At 25.3% G+C, this 24,752-nt stretch carries 27 protein-coding genes; 6 read left to right on the top strand and 21 right to left on the bottom strand.

Going from position 1 to position 24,752, the window contains the following annotated elements:
- Window positions 1-6: 6 nt before the first annotated feature.
- The gene (gene arr, locus EIH23_RS02875; RefSeq protein ID WP_122638715.1) at window positions 7-453 is read left to right on the top strand and encodes an NAD(+)--rifampin ADP-ribosyltransferase; all 447 of its coding nucleotides are present in this window, start codon (window positions 7-9) and stop codon (window positions 451-453) included.
- A 128-nt stretch (window positions 454-581) separates the two neighbouring features.
- Here arr and EIH23_RS02870 read toward each other — a convergent pair whose 3' ends face one another.
- Together EIH23_RS02870 and EIH23_RS02865 are read right to left on the bottom strand one after the other, a co-directional pair.
- Window positions 582-1,094 carry a HugZ family pyridoxamine 5'-phosphate oxidase gene (locus EIH23_RS02870; protein WP_122638714.1) on the bottom strand — a complete coding sequence of 171 codons (513 nt, stop codon included), beginning with the start codon at window positions 1,092-1,094 and terminating at the stop codon, window positions 582-584.
- Window positions 1,095-1,273: 179 nt separating this feature from the next.
- Window positions 1,274-1,693, bottom strand: a complete 420-nt coding sequence (locus EIH23_RS02865) for an HIT family protein (protein WP_122638713.1) — start codon at window positions 1,691-1,693, stop codon at window positions 1,274-1,276.
- Between the two features lie 255 nt (window positions 1,694-1,948).
- Here EIH23_RS02865 and bsh point away from each other — a divergent pair, with 255 nt between their 5' ends.
- Together bsh and EIH23_RS02855 are read left to right on the top strand one after the other, a co-directional pair.
- A complete protein-coding gene (gene bsh / locus EIH23_RS02860) occupies window positions 1,949-2,935 on the top strand; it encodes a choloylglycine hydrolase (protein WP_122638712.1) in 987 nt (328 codons plus the stop codon).
- Between the two features lie 172 nt (window positions 2,936-3,107).
- A complete protein-coding gene (locus EIH23_RS02855) occupies window positions 3,108-3,521 on the top strand; it encodes a hypothetical protein (RefSeq protein ID WP_122638711.1) in 414 nt (137 codons plus the stop codon).
- A gap of 40 nt (window positions 3,522-3,561) precedes the next feature.
- Here EIH23_RS02855 and EIH23_RS02850 read toward each other — a convergent pair whose 3' ends face one another.
- From EIH23_RS02850 to EIH23_RS02795, 12 genes are all read right to left on the bottom strand, one after another.
- On the bottom strand, window positions 3,562-4,680 hold the full coding sequence (locus tag EIH23_RS02850; RefSeq protein WP_243113306.1) for a sensor histidine kinase: 1,119 nt from the start codon (window positions 4,678-4,680) through the stop codon (window positions 3,562-3,564).
- Window positions 4,670-5,365, bottom strand: coding sequence for a response regulator transcription factor (locus EIH23_RS02845; RefSeq protein WP_122638710.1), 696 nt, complete (start codon window positions 5,363-5,365; stop codon window positions 4,670-4,672). Before EIH23_RS02845 ends, EIH23_RS02850 begins: the two co-directional genes overlap by 11 nt.
- Before the next feature lie 124 nt (window positions 5,366-5,489).
- A complete protein-coding gene (vanT, locus tag EIH23_RS02840; protein ID WP_122638709.1) occupies window positions 5,490-6,632 on the bottom strand; it encodes a serine racemase VanT catalytic subunit in 1,143 nt (380 codons plus the stop codon).
- A gap of 24 nt (window positions 6,633-6,656) precedes the next feature.
- Window positions 6,657-7,208, bottom strand: coding sequence for a VanZ family protein (locus tag EIH23_RS02835; RefSeq protein ID WP_164488964.1), 552 nt, complete (start codon window positions 7,206-7,208; stop codon window positions 6,657-6,659).
- A gap of 408 nt (window positions 7,209-7,616) precedes the next feature.
- Window positions 7,617-8,093, bottom strand: coding sequence for an acyltransferase family protein (locus EIH23_RS17150; RefSeq protein ID WP_122638707.1), 477 nt, complete (start codon window positions 8,091-8,093; stop codon window positions 7,617-7,619).
- Entirely contained in the window at window positions 8,081-8,281 is a 201-nt protein-coding gene (locus EIH23_RS02825) for a hypothetical protein (protein ID WP_122638706.1), read from the bottom strand. The genes EIH23_RS17150 and EIH23_RS02825 overlap by 13 nt, the downstream gene beginning before the upstream one ends.
- The gene (locus tag EIH23_RS02820) at window positions 8,271-9,113 is read right to left on the bottom strand and encodes a D-alanyl-D-alanine carboxypeptidase family protein (protein WP_122638705.1); all 843 of its coding nucleotides are present in this window, start codon (window positions 9,111-9,113) and stop codon (window positions 8,271-8,273) included. The genes EIH23_RS02825 and EIH23_RS02820 overlap by 11 nt, the downstream gene beginning before the upstream one ends.
- 11 nt (window positions 9,114-9,124) lie before the next feature.
- The gene (gene vanG / locus EIH23_RS02815) at window positions 9,125-10,192 is read right to left on the bottom strand and encodes a D-alanine--D-serine ligase VanG (RefSeq protein ID WP_442970275.1); all 1,068 of its coding nucleotides are present in this window, start codon (window positions 10,190-10,192) and stop codon (window positions 9,125-9,127) included.
- Between the two features lie 177 nt (window positions 10,193-10,369).
- Entirely contained in the window at window positions 10,370-10,582 is a 213-nt protein-coding gene (locus EIH23_RS02810) for a helix-turn-helix domain-containing protein (protein ID WP_122638703.1), read from the bottom strand.
- A 12-nt stretch (window positions 10,583-10,594) separates the two neighbouring features.
- The gene (locus EIH23_RS02805; protein WP_122638702.1) at window positions 10,595-11,080 is read right to left on the bottom strand and encodes a DUF2975 domain-containing protein; all 486 of its coding nucleotides are present in this window, start codon (window positions 11,078-11,080) and stop codon (window positions 10,595-10,597) included.
- A 208-nt stretch (window positions 11,081-11,288) separates the two neighbouring features.
- Window positions 11,289-13,514, bottom strand: coding sequence for a sensor histidine kinase (locus EIH23_RS02800; protein WP_122638701.1), 2,226 nt, complete (start codon window positions 13,512-13,514; stop codon window positions 11,289-11,291).
- Between the two features lie 349 nt (window positions 13,515-13,863).
- Entirely contained in the window at window positions 13,864-14,517 is a 654-nt protein-coding gene (locus tag EIH23_RS02795) for a YczE/YyaS/YitT family protein (protein WP_122638700.1), read from the bottom strand.
- Between the two features lie 140 nt (window positions 14,518-14,657).
- Here EIH23_RS02795 and EIH23_RS02790 point away from each other — a divergent pair, with 140 nt between their 5' ends.
- Together EIH23_RS02790 and EIH23_RS02785 are read left to right on the top strand one after the other, a co-directional pair.
- Complete coding sequence (locus EIH23_RS02790) at window positions 14,658-15,101, top strand: MarR family winged helix-turn-helix transcriptional regulator (protein WP_122638699.1); 444 nt, start codon at window positions 14,658-14,660, stop codon at window positions 15,099-15,101.
- 77 nt (window positions 15,102-15,178) lie between these two features.
- On the top strand, window positions 15,179-16,543 hold the full coding sequence (locus EIH23_RS02785) for an MATE family efflux transporter (RefSeq protein WP_122638698.1): 1,365 nt from the start codon (window positions 15,179-15,181) through the stop codon (window positions 16,541-16,543).
- Window positions 16,544-16,682: 139 nt separating this feature from the next.
- Here EIH23_RS02785 and EIH23_RS02780 read toward each other — a convergent pair whose 3' ends face one another.
- Window positions 16,683-17,030 (bottom strand): YrvL family regulatory protein, encoded by a 348-nt coding sequence (locus EIH23_RS02780; RefSeq protein WP_122638697.1) that lies wholly within the window; start codon window positions 17,028-17,030, stop codon window positions 16,683-16,685.
- 183 nt (window positions 17,031-17,213) lie between these two features.
- Between EIH23_RS02780 and mscL the strand changes: the two genes are divergently transcribed.
- Window positions 17,214-17,609, top strand: coding sequence for a large conductance mechanosensitive channel protein MscL (gene mscL, locus EIH23_RS02775; protein WP_122638696.1), 396 nt, complete (start codon window positions 17,214-17,216; stop codon window positions 17,607-17,609).
- 67 nt (window positions 17,610-17,676) lie between these two features.
- Here the strand turns inward: mscL and EIH23_RS02770 are convergent, their stop codons facing one another.
- From EIH23_RS02770 to EIH23_RS02745, 6 genes are all read right to left on the bottom strand, one after another.
- A complete protein-coding gene (locus EIH23_RS02770) occupies window positions 17,677-19,011 on the bottom strand; it encodes an MATE family efflux transporter (protein WP_122638695.1) in 1,335 nt (444 codons plus the stop codon).
- The gene (locus EIH23_RS02765; RefSeq protein ID WP_122638694.1) at window positions 19,011-19,607 is read right to left on the bottom strand and encodes a TetR/AcrR family transcriptional regulator; all 597 of its coding nucleotides are present in this window, start codon (window positions 19,605-19,607) and stop codon (window positions 19,011-19,013) included. Before EIH23_RS02765 ends, EIH23_RS02770 begins: the two co-directional genes overlap by 1 nt.
- Before the next feature lie 280 nt (window positions 19,608-19,887).
- Complete coding sequence (locus tag EIH23_RS02760; RefSeq protein WP_122638693.1) at window positions 19,888-20,238, bottom strand: hypothetical protein; 351 nt, start codon at window positions 20,236-20,238, stop codon at window positions 19,888-19,890.
- A gap of 125 nt (window positions 20,239-20,363) precedes the next feature.
- The gene (locus EIH23_RS02755; RefSeq protein ID WP_122638692.1) at window positions 20,364-21,404 is read right to left on the bottom strand and encodes an aldose epimerase family protein; all 1,041 of its coding nucleotides are present in this window, start codon (window positions 21,402-21,404) and stop codon (window positions 20,364-20,366) included.
- 79 nt (window positions 21,405-21,483) lie between these two features.
- On the bottom strand, window positions 21,484-22,845 hold the full coding sequence (locus tag EIH23_RS02750) for an MFS transporter (protein WP_122638691.1): 1,362 nt from the start codon (window positions 22,843-22,845) through the stop codon (window positions 21,484-21,486).
- Between the two features lie 20 nt (window positions 22,846-22,865).
- Complete coding sequence (locus EIH23_RS02745; RefSeq protein ID WP_122638690.1) at window positions 22,866-24,647, bottom strand: sugar-binding domain-containing protein; 1,782 nt, start codon at window positions 24,645-24,647, stop codon at window positions 22,866-22,868.
- Between the last annotated feature and the right edge of the window lie 105 nt (window positions 24,648-24,752).

Here is a 24,752-nt window from a genome sequence, read left to right as displayed (position 1 = left end):
TATTTTATGAGTATTAAAAATAAAACACATATTCAAAATAAATCAGATTTAATTTTAGATGAAGGTCCTTTTTACCACGGAACTAAGGCTAATCTTAAAATAGGGGACTTAATTAAAACAGGATTTAAATCTAATTACGGTAAACGTAAAAAAGCTAATTTTGTTTATATGACAGCAACCTTAGATGCAGCAATCTGGGGAGCAGAACTAGCACTTGGTGATAATACTGAAAAAATATATATTGTTGAACCTACTGGTGAATTTGAAGATGACCCTAATTTAACTGATAAAAAATTTCCTGGCAATCCAACTCGTTCTTATCGAACTACCTATCCATTGAAAGTTGTTGGGGAAATAAGTGATTGGCAAGGACATTCACCAGAAATGCTTAAAAATATGAAGGATAATTTGCGTAAGCTTAAAGAACAAGGAATTGAAGCTATTAACGAGTAATAATGTATCAATATCTTATAATAGAAGAATTGTGTAGATATTTATAAAGTTTATGACATATTAAATAACCACACCTTAGAATCAATAACATTTAAAATACTAAGATGTGGTTATTTTAATATATTTTCTTACTTACGACCTATCATTTCTTTCATCTTATCACTAGACATACCATGTCCCATTTGATTTCCATTTCCAGTAACTTGAGTATACTCTGCTTTTCCATCAACAAACTTAATTTCATAAGCTTGTCCAAATCCTTTTACAAGTCTTCCAGACTTTATATTAAGTTCAAACATATCAAAGTCCATATTCTTAAACATTGACATCATTTTAGCATCATGAACTTCATCAAATTTAGCAAATATCTCATCACTAACAGACTCCATCATATTTGCTTCACAAGCAAATGATACTCTAGTTCTTGCAAATATTGTCTTACATGTACTTTCATCTTCTATAATCATTACACTACACTTATGATTATCTCTTAAGTTATAATAGTGATTTGCAGCTTTACTTAAATATAAATAAATTTTATTATCTATCATTACAAATGGTGCATAACTTATTTCTGGATTGTTATCTTTTCCTAATGAACTTATCATTAAACTTTTTTGATTTTTTAATAAATTTTCCACGTCATCATCCCTCTGCTTTCATAGTATTATATATGATTTATACATATATCTTTACCCTATTTATATTTATATTACTCACTTATAATATAATTTTTAAATTATTTTTTTATAAAAATAAAAAAAGCTAATTTATATAAAAGAAATATTTCTTTTACTTTAATTAGCTTCTTTATTATATACTATAAGTTTTCTCTTACTTTATCTATTAATTGAGTATACTCTTCTTCACTTAAAAGAACCTTTGGTGATGGCATCATCTCAAAAGTGCCTCCCCATCCTGGTCCATCTTCGTACTTAGGTACTAAGTGGAAATGTAAGTGAGGCATTTTATCTGAATATGCTCCATAATTTACTTTGTTTACATCAAATGCTAACTTCATTGCTTTAGCAGCTCTAGTTACATCCTTAATAAATAAATCTCTTTCTTCATCAGTTAAATCAAATAATTCATTTTTATGACCATTAAAAGCTACTAAGCATCTTCCCCTATATGTTTGCTCCTTAAATAAATATAATGTAGATGCTTCTAATTCGCATATTTCTATCATTAATTCATCTAATGCTTCATTTTTTTGACAATAAAAACAATTGTTACTCATTTTGAAGTCCCCCTATGATTATGTATTTTGTTAATATATATAATACCATTTTTATCTAACTTTAACATTATATTTTACACAAAATTACCATTATATTCTAATATAAATTTCAAACTATAGTATTTAAAATTTGTAAAAATACCTTCCATTTATATCATAAATCTAAAAAATTCAATTTTAAATATAATGATTTTATTTTGGTAATACTAAATTTGTTAATACTAAATAAAATATATAATTTGGAGGGTTTTAATTATGTGTACGTCTCTAACATTAAAAACTAATGATGGATACCATCTATTTGGTAGAAATATGGACTTAGAATATACATTTGGACAATCTGTTGTTTTAGTTCCAAGAAACTTTAAATATGAGGATAAAATTAGTGAGCAAATTAAAAACACTAAATATGCAGTAATAGGTATGGCAAGTTTAAATGGAAAACATCCATTATTTGCAGAAGCACTAAATGAAAAGGGATTAGCATGTGCAGGACTTAACTTTCCAGCTGCATATTGGTCAAAGGATGTGGTAGAAGGTAAGGAAAATATACCGCCATATGATTTAATACTTTGGATAACATCAAACTTTGAAACTCTAGATGAGTTAAGACCTCATTTAGATAATTTAAATATCGTTGGTAAAGCATATGATGAAAAAACTCCACTTCCAACTCTTCACTGGATTGTAACTGATAAATCAGGAAAATCATTAGTTATAGAAAAAACTGAAGATGGTCTTAAAGTATTTGACAATCCTGTAGGAGTATTAACTAATGCACCATCATTTGATTGGCACTTATTAAATTTAACTCAATATACAGGATTAACTACAAGTAGACCAGATACTCGTAAATGGAGTGATTTAGAGTTAGTTACTTTAGGAAATGGTAGTGGTGCTTTTGGACTTCCTGGAGATTCTTCTTCCCAATCTAGATTTGTAAAAACTTCATTTTTAAAAAGTCATGTAACTATAGGTGATTATGAAAATGCTGGTGTAATTGAATTCTTTAATATATTAAGTAACGTAGCTATGATAAGCGGTACAGTAATTGACCCACAAGGTAGAAATGAAATTACTCAATATACATCTTGTATGTGCCAAGAAAAAGGAATTTATTATTATAGAACTTATAAAAATAGTCAACTAAATGTAATTGATATGAACAAAGAAGATTTATCAAGTAGCGAATTAAAAGTATATCCTTATAATGATGACCCATCTTTTAAATACGAAAACTAAGAATATAAAAATAGCTAGATTTATTGAAAATCTAGCTATTTTTATATTCTTTAATTAATCTTCAGATTTCTATATACACTCTTCCCTTTTTTCATAACCTTGACTACTTAATTTAAAGTAAGTAAAATATATCTTACATTACATACTATAAATACTTTTAAGGAGAATATTAATGCAAATTTATTTACCTAAGATAATATACTCATCACCTACTAAACTACCTACACTTGAAAAGCTAATACTCTATTATGTAATACATAAAGCATTTGAAAACAATATAACAAATAATGAAGATTCAAATATAGAAATAGATTTAAAGGAACTATATACAATACTAAATAATTCTTCAATAGAATTTACAGATGTAAAATCACAAATAAAATCTGCAATAGATAATTTAACTAAAATAAATATGAGCTTAGTTGACAATGGATTCCATATAAAGTTAGCTCCAATAACTGGTATTTATTTAGATAAATTTTCATCTAAGCTATATACAGTTATAAACCCTATAATAATTGAATATTTAGACCAAGTATTTACTGGTAACTATATAAACTTTGAATTAAATAAACACTGTAAATAGATTTGCTTTAAACAAACCTATCTACAGTCTTTTTCATTTTTTACTCTATTGGTAAAATAATTTTAAATGAAGTTTTACTACTATTACTTTCAACTAAAATATTTCCATTATGAGCTTCTATTAGATTTTTACTAATAGCAAGTCCTAAACCAGAACCTCCATCATTTCTATTTCTTGATTTTTCAACTCTATAAAATCTATCAAATATAAATGGTATATCTGATTGTGGTATTGGTTCTCCGTAGTTAATTATCTCTACCACTGCTTTATTACTTTCTTTTTTAGTAATGATATCAATATATTTTCCATCACTTCCATATTTAATTGCATTATTTATTAAGTTTTCTAGTACCCTTACAAGCTTATCAGGGTCTGCATTTACTATTAATTTATCATTAGAAAATTGAGGCCTTATTTCCATATTTACTTCACTTAGTTGATAGCCCAAATATGATATTACCTGAGATACCAATTCTACTAAGTTAATGTCAATCTTATTAAGAGGTAATGTATTATTTTGTAATTTTGTTAGTTCAAATAAGTCATTTATAAGTATATTTAAATCCTTTGACTTTTCATAAGCTATATTTGTATAATACCTAAGCTGAACTTCATCTTTGTATCTATCTTCTTCTATAAGGTTAAGATATCCTATTATAGATGTTAATGGTGTTCTTAAATCGTGGGATACATTAGTTATTAAATCAGTTTTTGTTTGTTGAGCTTTTCTTTCTTCTACTGTCTTATTTTCTAATTGCTCAATTATATGATTTATATTTCTTGATAATTCTCCTATATCATCATCTGAATTAACATCTATTCTTTTATCTAAATCACCACTTGCCATTATCTCTACACTTTCCATTAATAGAGCTATATTTTTCACTTTATTATGAGTGAGTATAAGATATATACATGAAGTTAAAATGAATACTATAGTTGAATATGTAATAAAATCACCAATATAATTATTTTTCATATATAAAAATAAATGTACCAGTTGTCTAATTATAGGTAAATGTTGAAAGTCACTTATAGTGGTACGTAAGATAAATAATGTAAAAATAGCAATAGCAGCACTTACTGCTAAGTATATTACTTGACCAAAAATATATTTATATACTTTGATTACATAATTATTTCTGTCTTTATTTTTCAATTTTATATCCTACCCCCCATACTGTATGAATAACTTTACTTCCTTTCATATGTTTTTCTATTTTATCTCTTATTCTACTCATATGAACCATTACAGTATTATTAGATTGATAGTATTTTTCTTTCCATACCTTTGAGAATATTTCTTCTGTACTAAATACTTTTCCTCTATTACTAGCTAATAAATATAAAATATCAAATTCTCTTGATGTTAATGGTATTTCTATATCATCAACAGTTACTATGTGTTTACTTTTATCTATTTTTAATGATTCTATTGTTATAATATTATCTCTTGTATTTTCTTCTCTATTATTAAAATAATATGCTCGTCTTAAAAGTGCTTTTACCCTAACCGTAAGCTCTAATGGATTAAATGGCTTTGTTATATAATCATCAGCTCCAGTCATAATTCCTTGTATTTTATCCATATCTTCTGACTTTGCACTAAGCATTAATATTGGTATATTCATTTTTTCTCTTATTCTCTTGCAAGCTTCTATACCATCCATCTTAGGCATCATTACGTCTAATACAATTAGTTTTATATCATTATTATTAACTATTTCAATAGCTTCCTCTCCATTACTAGCTTTTATTACATCATAACCTTCATTGGATAAATATATCTCTAGTAAATCTCTTATTTCTGCTTCATCATCTACTACAAGTATTGTATTTTTCAATTTATTTCGCTCCTTACTAACTTATATTGTTTACTTTTTAAATATTATAATATCAAGAAAGGTGTATACTTAGAATTTTCTAAGTATACACCTTATAACATGCATAATTATACATTATTTTTTGCTAAATGTATATCTTCGTAACTCTATCTCCTATAGCTGTTAAAGTTTCATTGTTAATAGTATTAGTTACTTCACTAATTTTATCTATTGAAATATATAACTTCTTATCTTCACCTATTAAGGTAACTGTATCTCCATCCTTTATATTATCTATATCACTAACATCTAATATCATTTGGTCCATACATATATTACCTATAATTTTAGCAACTTGTCCATTAATTAATACTTCAAAATCACATTTTGATAGCCCCCTTGGATATCCATCAGCATAACCAATAGTAGCTATAGCAATCTTCATATCTTTAGTTACTGTAAAATTATTTCCATACCCTACAGTTTCAGATTTATAAACATCTTTTACAGATGCAATCTTTGTTTTTAGTGAAAGTACTGGTTTAAGTCCTAACTTTTTAAGTTTTTTATCATTAGGCATACTTGAAACGCCATATAATATTATTCCTGGTCTAACTAAATCACATTTTAAGTTTTTATAATTTGTAATACCATAACTACTTTGAAGATGTATTTTACCTACATCTATATTACATTCTTTTAATTTATCTATTATCTCATAAAACTTATTAATTTGATTATTTGTAAAGTTTACATCATCTTCTAATACACTGTCCGCTCTAGATAAGTGGCTAAATGTTCCTTTTACATTGAATTTTTCACTTTTATATATATTAATAAGTTCTTCTAATTCTTCAAATTTTGTACCTAATCTATTCATCCCTGTATCTAATTTAATATGAACATCTAAGATACCTTCTAATTTACATAATTCTTTTGCATAATTTATATCAACTATAGTTTGAGAAATATTATAACTTATTAAGTCATTTTTACTATAAATAGGAGTATAACCAAGTACTAAAATTTCACCTTTTATACCTGCTTTTCTAAGTTCAATAGCTTCATCTATACATGCTACTGCAAAATGTTTTATACCTAATCTTTGTAAATATATTGATATTTCTACTGCACCATGTCCATAAGCATCAGCTTTTACTACGGCCATTACTTTACAGTTATCATCTATTAATGACTTTATTTGAAGTAAGTTGTGTTTTAAATTTGAAAGATTGATTTCTCTATATGCTCTTAGGCCTTCTTTATTTGTATTTTCTATATTACTCATTTCAATCTCCTTGTTTATTAATATTTATGACTTTTCTATTAGGATATGTTCACCATCTTTGCGATAACTAATAATTTTGCTTATATAAGAAAAAATTATAAAACCAGTATAAGCTCCAAGTGAGTTAATTAAAATATCATCAATCTCTGCAAATCTTCCACCAAATAATTGTAATAATTCTATACTAAAACTAGTAGTAAATCCTATAATTAAAATTTTCTTTCCATTAACTCTTAGTTTTTTAAATACACATGGTAATAAAAATCCATATGGTAAAAATAATAAAAAGTTTAGAAATAACATCATTATAGATACATCTTTAAAAGGTATCAGATTCATGTTATACATGCCATTCATTACATATGAAAAATAAAACTTCATTCCTATTATCCCTGTTATTTTCAATAGAGTTATTGTATATGTAAGTAACATAACTTCAAATATAGATTGCATTAATTTAAATATTTTTCTTTTTTTTGTTATCCATAATATACTTAAAAATACTAAGTACATCTTAAGAGCTATTACTATATTAGATGTTAATATCCAAATACCCGTCCAAATATATTGATCCATCATTTGCCCCTTTTCTTCTTCTTTTTCTGCTTATTATCTATTAAAATTTATTTTCTTTTATATTTATTAATATTATTGATATTAAAATTGACAGTATAATTACTACAATATAATTAATTAAACTATTATCTATAATAAAATAACTAAGTTTTGTTATTTTTCCTATTACTCTAGATAGAACTATAATCATAGGATGTAATATATAAATATATAAGCTTAGTTGTCTTAAGTTTTTCATTTGTATATTTTTAAATTGTAAGCATATCTTAAATAAGAAATATACAGCTGCTACTAAAAATTACTGTCATACTATCATGTTTTGGTATGTTATATATTTTTAATATTGTAGATTCTACAAAAATAATAAAAGAAAATTATAAATAATAATAACTTTTTTTAATAATTTATCTACTTTGTTTTATCATACATACATGATAATTTATAACCTAAAGTAATATATATAGGCGCAAAGAATAAACCATTTCTAGTATATTTAAATATTAAAAATAAAATATCATATGTATGTTTTAATAAACTTATATTGTTAGATATTCCATAATAACTATCTCCAAATAAACCTACAATATATAAAAGTATTGATATAATTAATGTGTTTTTTAGTTCAAATCTACTTATTAGTAAATAAACTATAATCATACCTAATATTAATGCAGGAAGGTACCAAAGATGATACATAGTTCCATTAAATATTAAGTCCTTTAAGATACTTAATATACTGTTATTTTCCTTAAAGTAACCATTATATAAATTAATAGGAATATAAATAATTATTGAAAATAAATATAATTTAAATACTTTATTTATATATTTAAATAAAGATTTATTATTGTTACATTTATCATCACTTAATTTTATTGAAAACAAATATCAGATGATATAAAAAAGAATGGTACTGCTAATCTTGAAATTATTCTAGTTAATATAAAGTTTGCAGAGTCACTATAAGTAATTAATGGATCTGTATGAATTGTAATTACAAGTATTGATGCAATAAACTTAAATAAGTCTATATTACCAAATCTTATTTTATCATTTACTTTTTCATAGTTCATAATTAGTCTCCATATGTTCAAATGAAGTAATTATAAAACCATCAACATTATTTCCTGATATATTATACTTTTTATGTTTATCTAGATTTATTTCTACTGCATTACCTTTCATTTCAATATAGAATATCTCTATTTTTGAGTTATTTTCTTCTATTTTTAAATGATTAGTGTTATATTTAAATTGTTTTAAAAAGTCTATATACTCTTCTAAGCAATAATTATATTTATTAATCAACTTTGCATGAGGTGTTCCTACATACCTAAAATGCCATTTTTCCTCTGATATATTTGTTATGTTTTCTTTATCTTTTTTATATCTCATTATAAATCCATATTCTTTAGCTAAATCTTTGAAATCTTTGCATATTCCATAGTCAGGAAAAGATGGACATATAAAATCTACATTTTCTACTATCTCTCCAAGGTCAATTGCTAATCCAGTTTGATGCTCACTTTCTTTTGGTCTTGCTACATATTTTTTTGTATACTCTATTCCATTTTCTAATATTGAATTATTATATATTTCTTCTTGTTCTTCTTCACTTCTATATCCACTAACTGCTATAAGCTTCTTTCTTGCATTTATACTATCAATTAAATTTAACAGTGGTTTAATTATTTCTTGACTAACATATATTGGCTTATCACAATAAATTTCAAAATATAAGTTATCTATAGGGAGTAGCTTTACTCCCTTTTGTTTAAATTCATTACCTTGATTGACTAATATTAAGTTCCCTAAATATAAATCTTCCTTTGTAAGTTTTATAGTTTCATATTCTTCATTTTGTAAATAAGAATCTTTTTTATATTTATCTATTAATACATTCATAATAAAACTTCCTATACACTTAAAGTTTCAACTAGTTCATTTACTAATGTAACTTCAATTAATTTATCTATTAATTTAATGTAACTAAGCCCTATTAAGTCCATCATTTTAGGGTATCTACTACTTCCACTAAATCCTGGTATTGTATTTACTTCATTAAAGAATATATCTCCGTTTTTATCAATAAACATATCCACTCTTGCCATTCCTTCACAAGAAAGTAATTTATATATTTTAATAGCAGTTTTCTTTACTTCCTCAAGCTTAGTATCACTAATTCTAGCTGGTGCATGAATTTTGGATGTTTCTAAAGTGTACTTTTCATTAAAATCAAAGAATCCTCTTGATAATTCAATTTCATCAACTCCACCAACTATAAGGTCACTCTTTCCTAAAACTGCACATCCAACTTCAAATCCATCTATTGCTTCTTCTATTACTATCTTATTATCATGAATAAATGCTTTTTCTATAGCTTCATATAAGTCAGATAAATTTGATACTCTTGTTATACCTATTGAAGACCCTGATTTTGCAGGTTTTATATATAGCGGAGTTTTCATATTTTTTTCTTTTATTATATTAACTACATTTTCATATTCTTCAAAGATTGTTACTGATTTAGCTACATTTATTCCAGCTTCGCTTACTATGTTATGAGCAATTGCCTTGTCCATACAGATTGCTGATGATAAAGTCTTACATCCTACAAATGGTATTCCTGATAATTCTAATAATCCTTGTAGTGTTCCATCTTCTCCAAACTTACCATGTAGTATAGGAAATACTACATCTACTTTTATTATTTTTGTTTCAAAATTATCTATTTCTATAAATCCTTTATGACTTCTACATGGTGATATAAATGCTTCTTTACAGTCTTTGTTATTAAACCATGTATTATTTCTTATCTCATCTGTTGTTCCGTTAAATCTTAACCATTTTCCTTCTTGAGTTATTCCTATCATCATAAGATTGTATTTTTCTTTATCTATATTATCTATAACAGCAGAAGCAGATTTTAAAGATACCCCATATTCATTTGATTTTCCGCCAAATATTATTAATACATTTTTCATTTTTATATTCTCCTTTTTATTTAACTAACTTATTTGTTTATGAGTTTATTCTATTTTACAAACCTTAAGTAATTTATAAGTAATTCTTAAGTTTTCTTAAGTTGATAAAATAAAAATAAAGGGATAAACTCACATAGAGTTCATCCCTTTTTACCACTAAAAATATGTATCAATAACTTATTCATCATCTTTCACATACTCAAGAATATCTCCTGGCTGGCAATCTAAAACCTTGCATATTTCATTTAAGGTAGTAAATCTCACAGCTTTAGCTTTATTATTTTTCAATATAGACAAATTAGCCATAGTAATTCCTAATTTATTAGAAAGCTCTGTTGCACTCATTTTTCTTTTTGCCATCATCACATCTAAATTCACGATTATAGCCATATAATATCCTCCTTAAATAGTTTTATCATTTTCATCTTTAATCTCTATGACTCTTTCAAACAATTTAGATGAAATAAGTGCAAACACGCCTATTGCCAGTGATAAGAATGAAACTATAACACAACTAAAAATAGTAATTGCATAAAGATATATATCAAATGCAAAGTAAAATATTATATTCATTAAGTTAAAAATAATAACTTCGCTAAAAGCACAATAAGCAATATTATTTATATACTTTGGTATACTTCTTGAAAAAGCATCTTTACTTGTAATATATTTACATAATCTTCTTAAATTAAATAATGCAACTACATAAGGAAGTGCACAAATATAAACCCCTCCAGTTATCGTTACTATAAATTTTGATTCAATACCTATATCTGCGCTTTTACTAAGTGCCCCTAATATAAAAGGAATACCTGCTAACAACATTATAGTTAATAATATACCTACTAAAACTATAATATTTAAAATTTTAGAATAATTATTTTTCATTTTACACTCTCCTTTTTTAATTTATATAAATATATTAATATATTTTTTATATAAATACAATAATTTCTTATCGATAAACAATAAATTTTTATTATTTATCATCAAATTTTAATTTATCATATTACATAAAAAAAGGATATCTCCTTTAACGATTGAAAAATCATTTTGAGATATCCTACTTTTATTCATTTCACTATAAATTTAATTATTATAAACTATATATATCAGAAAATTCTATATGACACTTTTCCACATGAAAATCTTTACTATCATAATTATGTACATGCTCATCTTCTTTATCTAATAATCTAATAGGTATATTAAATACAAATTCAGTTCCTTTATTAACATTGCTATACACTTGTATATTTCCACCATGCATTTCAACTATTGCCTTTACTAAAGATAAACCTATACCGCTACCTTCACATCTTCTAGTTAAAAGGTTATTTGCTTGTCTAAATCTATCAAATATTACATCTAACTTATCTGATGGAATACCAACTCCACTATCCTTAATTGATACAATTACATTTTCTAAATCTGAAGTTATATTAACATTGATAATTCCATTATTAGGAGTGTACTTAATAGCATTAGATAAAAGATTAAGTATTACCCTTTCTATTTTATCCGGATCACAAGCAGTTATAACTTCTTCTATATCTGTATCAAATATAAGCTCTATATTTTTATCTTCCACATAATCTACTACAGAAAGAGTTATATCTTCTATGATACTTACTATATTATTATTTGAAGGATTTAAATTATAATATCCTATATCTACTTTACTTATATCTATAAGATTATTTACCAATCTTAAAAGTCTATATGAATTTTGTCTTATTGTATCTATATATTTAAATAAGCTTTCTGAATTTAATTTATTATTTTCTATGTTTTTCTTCGTTAGTTGCATTGTCCCTAAAATTATATTTATAGGAGTTTTAAATTCATGTGATATATTGGCAAAGAATTCATTTTTAATACTTTCCAAATGAACTTTCTCTTCTAACTTTTTCTTTTGTTTTTCTATATTCATCTTCTCGGTTATATCCTTTGCCGTTCCCACAATTATCTTTTTTTCATCATCATATTTAAGTCTCCAGTCTAACCATATATATTCACCATTTTTGTGTAAATATCTATTAGTGTGCATATATGGTGTGCCTAACATATCAATTCTATATATATTATCTTTTATATCCTCTGGATGCATAAACTCTCTATATGAATGATTAATTAATTCATCTTCACTCCACCCTAATAACTTGGTCCAATTTGAATTTATTTTTAAAAAGTTACCATTTTCATCAAAAATAGAAACTAAATCTACTGCTGTACTTAAATAAAGTTCTAATTCTTGCTCTGTTGATTCTCTTTTTTCATTTTCTAATATTACTTCTTGTAAAAGTCTACTATTCTTAATTATCATAGCTATACTATTACATATAGATTTCATAAACTCTTCTTGATTATAAACTGGAGTACATTTGCATTTATATGAGATATTTAAGATACCTATAAATTCATTATAAAGTCTAATTCTATATGAACCTACATATGTAAGATTTGGCAAATATTGTGGATTTTCATCATACTTTATTAAAGAATCCTCTACTTTAGTTAACCCTTCAAATTTACCATTTACCATACTTTCATATCCTTGTTCACTTTTTATTGGTATAAAATCTATATTTTTAAAAGCTTTCTTCGCATCATTAAGGACAGTATATGGAATAAGACCATTTTTTTCTTTATCATATAATAATATAGAAAGACCATCTGCACCTATTCGATCTACAATTTTTTCACCTATTCTTTTTAATAAATTGCTCATATCTATGAAATTTGATGTAGCTGTATCTAAATTTGTTAAATTTGTTATTTGATTATAGTTTTTATAGAGCCCATCTTTTACTACTTTTTCTAAGGTTATATCCCTTAGTGTACATGCCATATACTTAAACTCTCCATCTTCATCATATACTGGAGATTTATATGCATTATACCAGACCTCTTCACCATTACCTAATCTTCCTCTTTGATTACACGATCTATCTTCTCTTGAATTTATAATTTCTCTATCACTAGATTCATATTCATTAACTAAGCATTCATTTGCATAATCTCTCATAGATAAACCTATTATATCGTCTTTATTTTTTAGAAATATACCTGCAAATGCTTTATTTACATATAAATATCTTGAGTTTTTATCTTTTATATATGCCTTAACTTCACATTTATCTAATAAGTTTTCTAAGTCTTCAATTGTATAATATTTATATTTTATATCTTTAGATATTATAAATATACATTCATTTTTTTCAAAGTAATCTATACTTATATTACTATATAGTTTTATTATTTCCTTATCTTTAGAGTAAAAATTTAAATCAATTTTTATATCTTTTGATGTTTCTAACATATTTATATCAAAATCATCTTTATTTAATAAAATATCTTTTAGTTTAAGCTTGTATAAATCATCTTTATATTTTAACCTTTTTAATAATTTATCATTTGCAAAAACTATATCCCGTTATAATTTATTACTAACACATAACTGTCAAATTTGTTAAATACTGATTTCATATTTAATTAATATTCCCCTCACAATATAATACTAAATAAGAATTTTCATATTATAATCTTATCATTTTATTCATTTAATTACAATTTTTGAAAATATATTTTACATTTCATACTCTATTATCTTTTATATATTTATAATAAATAAAAATTTAAAAAAAAAGCGCTATAAACCTAGCACCTTTTTATACATCATTCATCATATAATTTATATCTATATTCTTTTTTAATATCTTTTTTTCAAAATATTTATTGAAGAACTGTACTAATGGTCCAGTTCCAAATGCAATTATAAGTGTACTTATACCTATACTTCCACCAAATACTATTGCAAGTATAACACAAATAGTATCACAAAATACTCTCCATATTCCAAATTCAAATCTAGTTTTTTCTGACAGTATAATTGGTAAACAATCATAAGGTGCAATTCCTAGATCCGCTGTAATATAAAGCGACATACCTATTACTTGTACTAATAAAGCAACTAATAATAATATTAACTTTCCTAGTATAGTACTTGGTGCAGCTAAAAATTCACCATATAAAAAACTAAAGTATTGAACCATATAGCCTAAAAATAACATATTTACAATTGTTCCAAGTCCCATTAATTTTTTTATAAGTGAAAAAAGTATTACAAACAAACCTATATTAAGACACATTTGAAAAATCCCCAATTGAATAGAAAACTTATTACTTATTCCAATAGTCATAGACATAAATGGATCTACCCCAAATCCTAAATTTCTAAATAATGTTATTCCTATTCCTAAAATTATATTGCCTATTATCATTATAAGTAATCTTTTGTTTTTTTGCTTAGTAACCTCATTCATTCTCCAAATACTCCAATTCGAATTTTATTTTTGTATATAATTACATTAATTTAATAATATAATTAATAATTACTATTGACACAAATATATATACTATGTATTATAGTTTAGTACAAAACATATTTAAAAAAGGTGATATTATGATAAATAAAGATAAATTAAAGCTAGGACTTGATATTAGTAAAATAAACCACATAATTTCAAGAAAGATGGATGCTGCTGTAATTAACGCAATAGATGATAATTTAACTGTATCTCAAGCTTATGTAATAGATTTTATTTCTAATATAGAAAAAAGTAAAGATATATTTCAAAAAGACTTAGAAAAACAATTCGACTTAAAACGTTCATCTATTAGTCTTATGCTAAATAATATGGAGAAAAGTGATTTAATTCAAAGAATACCTGTTGCTAAAGATGCTCGTTTAAAGAAAATAGTTTTAACAGAAAAATCTATAGAACTTAACGAGAAAATTTCTAATGCAATTGATTCAATTGAAAATAAATTATCTAATGATTTAACACAAGAAGAAATAAAAGTGTTTTATAAAGTTCTTAATAAAATGAGAAATAGTCTAGAATAATTTTTAATCTCTAGACTATAAGATATTATATAAATATTGTTTTGTGCAAAACTTAATTTAAGTAAGGAGATTGATATATGACAAAAGTATCTAATTTTACAGAAGGTAAAATATTTTCACCTTTATTAAAATTTACAATACCAATACTAATGGCTCTGTTTTTACAGACTATGTATGGAGCTGTAGATTTACTTATAGTTGGGCAGTTTGGTAATGCTGCTGATGTATCTGCTGTTTCAACTGGAAGTCAGGTAATGCTTGCTATAACATCAATGATTACTGGACTTACTATGGGAGTTACTATATTAATAGGACAAAAACTTGGCGAAGGAAAAAGAGAAGAAGCAGGAAATGTTGTAGGAAGTGGTATTTCAATATTTGCTGTTCTAGCTATAATTATAACTATTACTGTTGTTAGCTTTGCACCTTCTATTGCAACTTTAATGCATGCTCCAGCAGAAGCTTTTAATAATACAACTTCATATATAAGAATTTGTGCTATGGGTGCAGTTTTCGTAATTTCTTATAATGTTATTGGAGGAGTATTTAGGGGTCTTGGAGATTCAAAAACACCATTTATAACAGTTGGTATAGCTTGTATAACAAATATTATAGGTGATTTAATATTCGTTGGTGTATTTAAAATGGCAGCAACAGGTGCAGCTTGTGCTACTGTTTTGGCTCAATCAACTAGTGTAATTTTATCTTTAATATTAATAAAAAAACGCGGACTTCCTTTTGAGTTTTCTAAAAAAAGTATAAAGTTCCATAAGAATTTAACTTCACAAATAATTAAATATGGTGCTCCAATAGCTCTACAAGATGTCCTTGTAAACTTATCATTTTTAGTAATTATGATGATAGGTAACTCAATGGGAGTAATTGCATCAGCAGGTATAGGTGTTGCTGAAAAGTTGGTTGGATTTATAATGTTAATACCATTATCATTCTCTCAATCAGTATCTGCATTTGTGGCACAAAACTATGGTGCTATGAAGTATGATAGAGCTAAAAAAGTTTTATTCTATGCTGTATTATCATCTTTATGCTGTGGAGTTTTAATGTTTTATATTACATTCTTACATGGAAATTTACTTTCAGGAATATTCTCTAAAGATGATGCTGTTATTTTAGCTTCTTGGGATTATATGAAAGCTTATGGAGTTGACTGTTTATTTACTGCTATCATGTTTAGTATGGTTGGATATTTCAATGGATGTGGCAAAACAACATTTGTTATGATTCAAGGTATAGTCGGTGCTTTTTGCGTTAGAATACCTGTATCATATTTAATGAGTAAGCTAGAACCTGTATCTTTATTTAAAGTAGGTCTTGCAACACCAATATCTACTTTAATTCAAATTATATTATGTGTATCTTTCTTTGTATTTTTATCAAGAAAATCAAAAAAAGAAGATATGATATTAGATATTGCAAATTAATATAATCTAAATAAATTATAATAAGAACTCCAATATAATTATCATATTAGAGTTCTTATTATAATAGCTATTCTTCACTTATCTTTTTATCTAAAAAATAAATTAAATAAATAAGTTATTATAGAAAATATAAATGCAGTTAACATTGAACAAGAAACACCTTTAATAAGGTATTCTGACATTCAATTATAATCATAGTTAATGGTATATCTAATATAAAATATAATATATTATGTTGAATATCTGTTAATCCTTTTATCTCTTTTAATACCTTTAAAAAGCATACCACTATAAAATCTATTGGTATACTTAAAATCAATAATACTCCAAAAAACTTCGCCAAAGACCAAAAACTATCGTATTTTAGTCCAAATAATAATAAAATAGATCCTCCGAAAAAAAATATAAATCCATAAATTATTGAAATTAGTATAATTCCAGCAATTATCATTAATATAACATCTTTTATATTTTTGTCATTTCTCATAAAAGTCTCCTCATAGTTAATAGGTTCGATTGTTCAATTATAATATAGCTTAGACAATTATACTAGTTATTAACTTCTTAATTTTACATATATTTTTATACTCATCTTATTATTTTAAATAAGAATAGAATGTATATTATTTACTCATATTAAATTTATATAACTTTAATACGGAGGATTATCATGAGTGAATTTTTAGTAGAATTTAGAAATTTTATTACCAAAGGTAAAGTAATCGATTTTGCTTTAGGTGTTATTATAGGAAATACTTTTTCTAAAGTTATATCATCTGTAGTTTCTGACTTAGTTATGCCTATAATTAGTATTTTCTTTAAAATTAGTGATTATAAAGATTATACAATACCTATTGGAAATGGTGGTGCTTCTATTGCTATAGGAAGTTTTATTGATAATTTAATGAATTTATTATTAATAACAATTATATTGTTTTTATTTGTTAAGATGGTAAATAAAATAAAAAAAGGAGATGCTATAAGTTTAAATAGTGAACCTTCAAAACCTGATGATATAGCCTTATTAGAAGAGATACGTGATTTACTAAAAAACAAAATAAAGTAAAGGTCGCAATGCTATGCTACCTTTACTTTATTTTGTCTCTGAATTATTCCTTTTTTATTATCCTATATTAAAGGTTCATTTCATTTTTGATACATTTTCTCCAAAGAATAAGAGCAACAACTACAGATATTGCCCCACTAATTGTTGGAGTTACAAATATTCCATAAACACCAATAAATTTAGTTAAAACTAAAGTCATAAATAATGGTAATACTACTGACTCTGCTAACATAAGTACAATAGATGAAGTAGCTTTTTCAAGTCCTGTCAAAAATCCACTTACCGTCATAATAAACCAAATAAATAAATATGATGGTGCATATAAAAGTAGTGCCTTCTTAGCCATGTTTATGACAGCTATGTCTGACTTAGAAGAAAACAATCTAACTAAAAAATTAGGAAATACAAATATTATAATCATTGTTAAAATAGAAATAGTAAGTGCTACAGTACAAGTTATTTTGAAAAAAGTCATTATACGTTTATTATTTTTAGCACCATAGTTATAACTAATAACAGGTTGTACAGAATCTATCATTCCAAAAAGCATTGGTACAATTAATGATTCTATATACATAACAATAGAATATGCCGCTACTCCTACTGCTCCACCAAAATGAAGTAAAAAAATATTCATAATAATTGCCATAACAGATCCAGAAATATTACTAAAAAATTCTGAACTACCATTGTAAATAATTCCTAATATCTCTTTTATTTTTATTTTTGGTTTTGTAAATTTAAGTACTACTTTTTTCATAATAAAAGGATATATTAAAATTACTGTTCCAATAGACATACTTAATGAACTAGCAAGAGCTGCGTATTCTATCCCTAGTTTTAAATATCCTATAAAAATAGCATCTAGAATAATATTAAGTACTGATACACTTATATTTATCCACATACTCATATTAGCCTTACCACATATTCTTAAATAATTATCTATAGCAAAAAAAGGAGCTATAATTGGTAAGAACCAAATAAAAACATAAGCAAACTTATATGCATGCTCTGCAAGTTGCTTATCTTTAATTAAAATAAAAATAATATCTCTTGCAAAAATTAAACTTAAGGCTGCAAAAACAATATTTAAAATGAATATAAATAAAATGGCTACTGAGAAAATTTCACTTGCTTCTTCTTCTTTCTTTTCACCTAGTTTAATCCCTATCTTTACAGCTGCTCCTGATGCTATCATATCTCCAAATGCAAAAACAATCATAATTATTGGAAATACAAGATTTATAGCTGCTAAAGCCTTACTTCCTATTACTTTACCAACAAATATTCCATCTGCCATCATATATATAGATGAAAATAGCATACTAATTAAACTTGGTACTGCTAGCTTAGCAAATAACTTTTTCGGTTCCATTATTCCAAAATGTTCTTGATTCATTATCTTATCTCCTTACAAAGTGCAAACATAGCATCAATATTAAATCTCCAAATCTTTCTTGCATCAATTTTAATATTACAAATAAATGATTTATCTAAACCTATGATCATATTATGTATATTTTGAGAAAATGTTTTAAGGTCTGCTTCTTTACTAAATGCACCTATTTCCCTACCATGCAAAGCAATTTTGTACAAATTATCTGCTATAATATTTTCACATTCATCTACTATCTTTTTTGCTTCATCAATTCTAGTTGTTTGTAAATCTATTTCAGCACAAATTTTGCGTATATCTATATCTTCTTCATATGATTCAATAAACTTATCACCATACTCATATAATGCTTTTTTATAATCTTCAATTGATGTAATAGACTTTATTTCATCTAAAATAATACCAAAGTTAGATGGATATGTTTCTTTAATTATATTAATAAATACTTCTTCTTTTGAATTAAAATAATGATAAAATGTTGGCTTTTTCACACCAGCTAATGTACAAATCTTGTTTATAGATGCTTTTTCATAACCTTCTTCAGCAATTAATTTATACATAGCTTTAATTAAATTTTCCTTAGTACTATTTTTAGTCATTAATTTCTACCCTTTCTATACCGACCGTTTGGTATATAATATATCACCTTTATTTTATCATGTCAATTAATACAGTAACTTTATAATTATTAAATAATAAAAAGTTTATTTTTATTGATTACTATCTAAATTAGATAAAAAGGATATGCATTTTTGTTTTTGCATATCCTTACACTTTAATAATCCATTAAGTTTATATTAATTCTTGCTAAACTTTCAAATTTTATATTAGTAAATATAATTCCATTAAAAATTAAATAGTTTATCCTTCTATATATGTTTACTCTATTGTTCCTTTAATATTTTCATATTCATCTTTAGAAAATTTAATTAATGCTCCACATTTTTTACATCGAAATGCTGGTACTATATATAATCCTAATTTAAAGAACAATACATATATCAATATTAATGATAACTTAAAATATAATATAGATGCTAATAGTATAATTACTGATACCAATTCTATCATTGGTTCATATATAGCTCCTATTAATATTAATAATGATACTGCAATTAATAATATTATTATAGCTATGCTTGTCATTTTTGATTTAAATATTCTTAAGTCAACATGTTCGCCACATTCAGGACATTTACCTATATTAGTTGCAGTTTTAATATAAATCACCACCTAATTATATATAATTATTAATTATTATATTTAAAAATTATTTTTAGGTGCTTGTCCTAAAAAAAATTCTAAAAGTTCAATATGAACTTTTAGAATCTTTTATATTTCTATTTAAATTTATATTATTTTAATGAGAATTTATAAATTGTCTTTTCCTTAAATAAATCATTCTTTTTTAATACTACAGATGGAAAATGCTTATGCTCTAATGCATTTGGATAATACTGTGTTTCTAGGCATAACCCGTATCTTTCATTGTAATTAACTCCATTTTTTCCAAGACGATTTGATAATACATTCCCACTATAAAATTGAACTGCTGGACAAGTAGTGTAAAGATCCATTTTTATATTGCTTTCATCTCCACATAAAAAGCCTGCATATTTTAAATCTTGCTTTGAATCTAATATATAGTTATGATCATACCCTACTCCATTTTTTAATTGTACATATGTATCATTAATATCTTTTCCAATTTGCTTTTCACATCTAAAGTCAAAAGGCGTATTTTCTACACTTAATATTTCTCCTGTCGGTAAGCATTTTTCATCATTCTCAGTATAATAACTGGATTCTAAACTTAACGTATGATTTAATATAGTTCCACTACTTTCTCCATTTAAATTAAAATATGTATGGTTAGTAAGATTTACTACAGTATCTTCATCACTTTTTCCTTCGTAGTTTATTATTAATTCATTCTCATCATTAAATTCATATTCAACTTTTACAATTAAGTTTCCTGGATATCCTTCTTCTAAATGTTTTGATTCTCTTTTTAAGACTAGCTTGTTATCCTTTACTTCATATTCCCATATATGTTTATCAAATCCCTTATCTCCACCATGTAGGTGATTACCTCTATCATTAGTTGCCAAGTTGTATACTTTTTCGTTAAGTTTAAATTTACCTTCTTTTATACGATTTGCATGTCTACCTACAACAGCTCCTAAGTATCCATCATTATTTTCGTATTCTGATATTGTTTTATATCCAAGGCATACATCAACTTTTTCACTATTTTTATCTGATATAACTATATTTCTTATTGTTGCTCCATAGTTTAAAACTGTTATATAATTCCCTTTTTTATTTTCTAATTTAAATTCATATATTTTATTTTTGTTTTTATCAATTCCAAATTCTGTTTTTAGTATACTCATTTATCTCTCCCATTTTTATATAACTAGAAATAGATAAGAGTTATATTTAATAATTCTTATCTATTTCTTATGATTTATATTATATTGCTTTTCTATTTTTTAATATTTCTAAGTCGTTTTTATATTCGTCTTCTGTATATTTATATGTAGATAGTACTATTATTCTTATAACTGATCCTAATACAGGAATTATAGATATAGCTAAGAATAATCCATTAAGTGTTTCTGGTGATTGTACTGAAACATTAGCATTATATCCTATAAATGTTAATACTGCTCCACTTAAAGCTCCTGATATTGCTGCTGCAAGTTTCCCAGTAAATGTTTGTCCACTAAATATTATAGCTTCACATCTTTTGCCAGTTTGTACTTCACTATATTCTATAGTTTCTGCTATCATAGTAGACATTATAGGACCTGCAGATGCATGTAAGAATTGTGTTGCAGCAAGCATTATCATTAATAACGTTGCATTATCGTACCCCATTAAGTAAAGAGCTACTCTTACTGCTATATCAATTGAAGCAATTCCTAATAATATATGTTTTTTCTTAAACTTCTTAGTTAACATTGGTATAAAGAAGAACCCTAGCGCACTTGCAGTTCCTACTATACCAAATATAGTCATAAGTCCATCATTTCCCATATTATAAGTAAAGAAGTATATTACCATTCCGTTTACAATATTCATAAATAAATTCATAAAGAATATTATTAACATTTTGAATAAATGTTTATTTGCTTTTAAAGTATTTACAACATCTTTTACTGCAACTTTTTCTGCTTTAGATGGCTCTACTCTTTCTCTTATAGTAGAATATCCAAACATCATAAATGCATAACCAACTACCATTATAGCTATAACACCTAGTAAATATCCTTTAGATAAGTCACCTTTTCCAAACATTATAACTAATGGAGGTAATACTGATCCAACTATACCTATACCTGCAAAAACTCCTAAGTTAGCTGCAGTTACTAAGCTAGTTCTTTCTTGTGGATCATCTGATATAACTGCTGATAATGACCAAAATGGTATATCTGATATTGTATAAACTGTTCCCCATAATATATATGTAATACCAGCATATATAACCTTACCACTTGTAGATATGTCTGGAGATACGAAGCATAATATACTTGATATCATTACAAAAAGTGGAGCAAACTTCATATATCCTTTGAATTTACCTGATTTTGTTCTTCTTGTATCCATAAACCCTGCTACCATTGGGTCATTTACTGCATCCCAAACTCTAGCTATTAAAAATATTGTACTTGCTGCTGCAACTGATATTTTTAATATATTAGTATAGAAAAATAATATAAATGAACCAACTAATCCGTAACTAAAGCATTGTCCAAATCCATAAGCAAAATATCCAAAGTACTCCTTTTTACTTACAGATGTGCTTATATTATTTTTTAATGAACTCTCCATTATTCTTTTCCCCCTTTAATTTATTTAAAAATAAAACCTAAATTATGTTTATACTCTAGTATTTCCCTTATTATCTTTGGATCAAATTTATATTCATGGTTATGGTCTAACAATCCATTTATCTCTTGTTCTACATCTGAAAGCTGTGTATAACATAAACCACAAACATCTTCAATGTCCATTACTACTTCTGTTAATTCCTTAATCTTATTAAGTACTGATTCTTCTCCTATAAGTCTTTCTCCATATCCCCATGTAGCATCTTTTTCATCATCTTTACTTGTATCATATGCTACACCACCATATTCACTTATTATGATTGGTACATTATTATACTCATACCCTTTGCTATAACATCTTCTTGTACTTGTTCTTGATGGCGATCCATTTGCTGCTTCATTTATGTTTTTATAACTTTCTCTCATTGTATCTTTATCAGAATTATAATCATGTATCGTTAATATATCAGTTGTTGTATGTTCCCATCCATCATTTCCTACTACTAATCTAGTACTATCTAATGATTTTGTTAAATATACTAAAGCATTTACAAAGTTTTGTTGTCTTACATCTTTATATACTTCATTAATTCCCCATGACTCATTTAATAATGTGTATATTATTACTGATGGATTATTGTAATGCTTATCTATAAATTCATATAATTCTCTAGTTACATTTTCATTAGTTTCTTTACTATATTCAAATGTACTTGGCATCTCAGCCCACATTACTAAACCTAAAGTATCACATAAATACATAAATCTATTATCTTCAATTTTTTGATGCTTTCTAACTCCATTGAATCCCATTTCCTTTATTTTAAGTACATCATCTTTTAACTCTTCTGGAGTTGCTGTTAATCCACCATCCTTAAAGTATCCTTGATCTAGTACTAGTTTTTGATAAAATTCTTGATTGTTTAAATATATCTTTTTACCTATAGACTCTACATTTCTCATTCCAAAATAACTATCTATAGAGTCAACTAGTTCATTGTTTTTGTATAACTTGAATTTTATATCATATAGATTTGGTGTATTTGGAGTCCAGAAATTTAGTCTAAAATGAGGATTTTCAGAACTTACATCTACACTTAGTCTACTCCTTTGTGCTTTGAACATTGTTGTAAATTTATTGATTAGCTTATCTTCAAAATATATCTCTCCTACAAGGCTTGTATCATTATCATCTTCACCTATAAATATATCTAAATCAATAGATGCATTATCTATATCTGGTGTCATTTTTATATTTGTTATGTAATTTTGACCTACTTCTTCAATCCATACAGGTTGCCATATACCCACAGTTCTTGTGTACCAACATAAAAAGTTTGTATCCTTCCATGATTGTTTTCCTATTGGTTGTCTACAAGAATTTCTATCTTCAACTTTTACTACTATTGAATTACCTTCCTCTTTAAGATAATTAGTAATATCTAAGTTAAAAGGTGTATGTCCTCCTTTATGAGTAAACATATGATTTTCATTAATCCATATATCACACTTATAATCTACTGCTCCAAAGTTTAATATGTACTTCTTATTTTTCTTAACTTCTAGGTTTAAATCTTTCTTATACCATACTATTTGATGATCTTCATTTAATCCTATACCTGAATTTTTAGTATGATAACTATATGGAACAATTATATTCATTTTATAAAAATCATCATTTAAAAATTCTTTACTTATTTCCCCTAAATTTTCATCATCAAAAGTAAATTTCCACTGTCCATTTAAATCTATCCAATTTTCTCTTATAAATTGAGGATTTGGATAATATAACTTCTTTAACATATGATACCCCCTAATTTAATTATATAAAGTTAACTATACAGTTAATTATATAACTAATTACACATTCTATTTTCAGTATTTTTATAGAATTTAATAATTATCATA

Source organism: Romboutsia sp. Marseille-P6047 (assembly GCF_900604535.1).
GTDB lineage: Bacteria > Bacillota > Clostridia > Peptostreptococcales > Peptostreptococcaceae > Romboutsia_E.
This window is presented reverse-complemented; position numbering and strand designations above follow the sequence as displayed.

Excerpts from the sequence above, each read along its gene's own strand:
- EIH23_RS02810 (WP_122638703.1), bottom strand. The coding sequence starts at position 10,582 with ATGGCTATAATCGTGAATTTAGATGTGATGATGGCAAAAAGAAAAATG.
- EIH23_RS02755 (WP_122638692.1), bottom strand. The coding sequence starts at position 21,404 with ATGAGTATACTAAAAACAGAATTTGGAATTGATAAAAACAAAAATAAA.
- EIH23_RS02785 (WP_122638698.1), top strand. The coding sequence starts at position 15,179 with ATGACAAAAGTATCTAATTTTACAGAAGGTAAAATATTTTCACCTTTA.
- arr (WP_122638715.1), top strand. The coding sequence starts at position 7 with ATGAGTATTAAAAATAAAACACATATTCAAAATAAATCAGATTTAATT.
- EIH23_RS02835 (WP_164488964.1), bottom strand. The coding sequence starts at position 7,208 with ATGGATCAATATATTTGGACGGGTATTTGGATATTAACATCTAATATA.
- EIH23_RS02790 (WP_122638699.1), top strand. The coding sequence starts at position 14,658 with ATGATAAATAAAGATAAATTAAAGCTAGGACTTGATATTAGTAAAATA.
- EIH23_RS02765 (WP_122638694.1), bottom strand. The coding sequence starts at position 19,607 with ATGACTAAAAATAGTACTAAGGAAAATTTAATTAAAGCTATGTATAAA.
- EIH23_RS02745 (WP_122638690.1), bottom strand. The coding sequence starts at position 24,647 with ATGTTAAAGAAGTTATATTATCCAAATCCTCAATTTATAAGAGAAAAT.
- EIH23_RS02795 (WP_122638700.1), bottom strand. The coding sequence starts at position 14,517 with ATGAATGAGGTTACTAAGCAAAAAAACAAAAGATTACTTATAATGATA.
- EIH23_RS02770 (WP_122638695.1), bottom strand. The coding sequence starts at position 19,011 with ATGAATCAAGAACATTTTGGAATAATGGAACCGAAAAAGTTATTTGCT.
- EIH23_RS02855 (WP_122638711.1), top strand. The coding sequence starts at position 3,108 with ATGCAAATTTATTTACCTAAGATAATATACTCATCACCTACTAAACTA.
- EIH23_RS02780 (WP_122638697.1), bottom strand. The coding sequence starts at position 17,030 with ATGAGAAATGACAAAAATATAAAAGATGTTATATTAATGATAATTGCT.
- vanT (WP_122638709.1), bottom strand. The coding sequence starts at position 6,632 with ATGAGTAATATAGAAAATACAAATAAAGAAGGCCTAAGAGCATATAGA.
- EIH23_RS02820 (WP_122638705.1), bottom strand. The coding sequence starts at position 9,113 with ATGAATGTATTAATAGATAAATATAAAAAAGATTCTTATTTACAAAAT.
- EIH23_RS02750 (WP_122638691.1), bottom strand. The coding sequence starts at position 22,845 with ATGGAGAGTTCATTAAAAAATAATATAAGCACATCTGTAAGTAAAAAG.
- bsh (WP_122638712.1), top strand. The coding sequence starts at position 1,949 with ATGTGTACGTCTCTAACATTAAAAACTAATGATGGATACCATCTATTT.
- vanG (WP_442970275.1), bottom strand. The coding sequence starts at position 10,192 with ATGAAAAATGTATTAATAATATTTGGCGGAAAATCAAATGAATATGGG.
- mscL (WP_122638696.1), top strand. The coding sequence starts at position 17,214 with ATGAGTGAATTTTTAGTAGAATTTAGAAATTTTATTACCAAAGGTAAA.
- EIH23_RS02825 (WP_122638706.1), bottom strand. The coding sequence starts at position 8,281 with ATGAACTATGAAAAAGTAAATGATAAAATAAGATTTGGTAATATAGAC.
- EIH23_RS02865 (WP_122638713.1), bottom strand. The coding sequence starts at position 1,693 with ATGAGTAACAATTGTTTTTATTGTCAAAAAAATGAAGCATTAGATGAA.
- EIH23_RS02800 (WP_122638701.1), bottom strand. The coding sequence starts at position 13,514 with ATGTTAGAAACATCAAAAGATATAAAAATTGATTTAAATTTTTACTCT.
- EIH23_RS02805 (WP_122638702.1), bottom strand. The coding sequence starts at position 11,080 with ATGAAAAATAATTATTCTAAAATTTTAAATATTATAGTTTTAGTAGGT.